At 45.1% G+C, this 1,589-nt stretch carries 3 protein-coding genes; all 3 read right to left on the bottom strand.

Annotation, left to right across the window (positions count from 1 at the left end; translation table 11 throughout):
* Positions 1 to 202 precede the first annotated feature (202 nt).
* Complete coding sequence (locus HMPREF2661_RS08840; protein ID WP_063068694.1) at positions 203 to 505, bottom strand: ArsR/SmtB family transcription factor; 303 nt, start codon at positions 503 to 505, stop codon at positions 203 to 205.
* A gap of 79 nt (positions 506 to 584) precedes the next feature.
* Positions 585 to 1,106 carry a rhodanese-like domain-containing protein gene (locus HMPREF2661_RS08835; protein ID WP_070823425.1) on the bottom strand — a complete coding sequence of 174 codons (522 nt, stop codon included), beginning with the start codon at positions 1,104 to 1,106 and terminating at the stop codon, positions 585 to 587.
* 12 nt (positions 1,107 to 1,118) lie between these two features.
* Positions 1,119 to 1,313, bottom strand: a complete 195-nt coding sequence (locus HMPREF2661_RS08830; protein ID WP_036491196.1) for a YgaP family membrane protein — start codon at positions 1,311 to 1,313, stop codon at positions 1,119 to 1,121.
* Positions 1,314 to 1,589: the final 276 nt, after the last annotated feature.

Below are 1,589 nucleotides of genomic sequence, written 5' to 3'. Positions count from 1 at the left end.
CCTAGCATAACTGCTAATCTACGTCAGCCCCTTAGATAAAGAAATTGCTCTTGAAAACAATATCAAGAAGATTACTTATGGTTCTAAACACGAGATTATATGGCAAGACTAAAAATACAATAAAGGTCGTCTGAAAAAGGTTCAGACGACCTTTAAAATTATAAATGGATAGATTTTTTGGCTATCCTATTTCGATAACATTTCAAGATTTTTCTGCACAGAAAAAGGAATACAGCAACTGTATCATCTCGGTTACCCTCGGATCCGCAATGTAATATTGCCGTTCCCGATGGTTCACTTCAAACGATACCAAACCGGCTTCACGTAGTAGGGCTAATTGGCTGGACATTGCCGCTTGCGGCAGTCCGGATGATTCAGCCAACTCGGTTACATTGTGCGGCCTTTCATGTAGTTTGCACAATACGGCGAGGCGGTTGGGATTGGCCAGAAGTTTGAGAAAAGCGCTGGCTTCTTCGTAGGGAGGTTGATTGTCGGCAATAGTCATTTTTCGCGCTTTTCGGCAAATGAGGAGGTCGAATTATCAGTCATAATGGCCTCAGCAGCAACTTTCAGACGGCCTTTGTTTAAGGGTTCCATGGCATTTTGGCCAGTAGGCGTGCCATGCCGCAGAATCCGGTTAGTCCGGCCGTTAACAGGCCTGCGCCGACCATCACGTCTATCAGATAAAACCAAGGCGATACCAGCCAACCTGCCAGCACGCCCAACAGAATCAAACTGCCCGCTATGGTTTGCACCTGCCGCATGATGTCCGGTGCCGACTGGTCGGCAACAATAGGAAGTCCTACTGATTTCCATGCCAGTAAGCCGCCTTCTAGAATATAACATTCGCGACCTTGGCTAAGTGCTGACAATATTGTTTCTGACCGTGTTGTACGTTTACCGCTCAGGCAATAAAAAATCAGGCATGGGGCCGTATCATCGGGCAGTTTGTCTCGCTGCTGTTCAGGCGGAAGGGATAATGCACCGCCAATATGCCCGCCCCGATATTCGGCTTGGCTTCGGATGTCCACTGCCAACGCGCCCTCACGGATTTTTGCCATTGCTTCAGAAGGCTTGATTTGCGGGAGTTGTCCGACCGTACTCATGTTTTGCCTTCTTTATTTTTTGTTGATGCGGCAGGTGTTGATGCCCAATAAGCTGTACAGCGCGCAGTTGCCAATCAGTGCTGTACCCAGGGGGATGATGCCCAGCCAACCCCACCAGCCAATGTGTCCGGTAGCGGCCGCAGCAATCAGCGCAACACCGATAACAATACGGATTACGCGATCTAAAGTACCCAAGTTTCGTTTCATTTTATTGCTCCTTGTTTAAGAATGGATTGTCTATAAATAAACATATATAACAAAAATCATATATGAGAAATATTATAGCTTTAAAGATGACTTTGTCAAATGGTTTACAGTAAAAGTGTAATGAATATTTGCATTGTATTTTTTAAACGCACAAATAGAATCAATCTCCAACGGCATGGTTAAATGTAAAAATACAGCCTGATATTTTCAGACGGCACTGGAGATGATCTATATAATATTTTATGGGGCTGACGTAGATTAGCCCTAAATTCCACA

The organism is Neisseria sp. HMSC061B04 (assembly GCF_001836705.1).
In the GTDB taxonomy this organism is placed as follows: domain Bacteria; phylum Pseudomonadota; class Gammaproteobacteria; order Burkholderiales; family Neisseriaceae; genus Neisseria.
The sequence above is the reverse complement of the archived record's forward strand: the minus strand, read 5'-3'. Positions and strand labels throughout refer to the sequence as shown.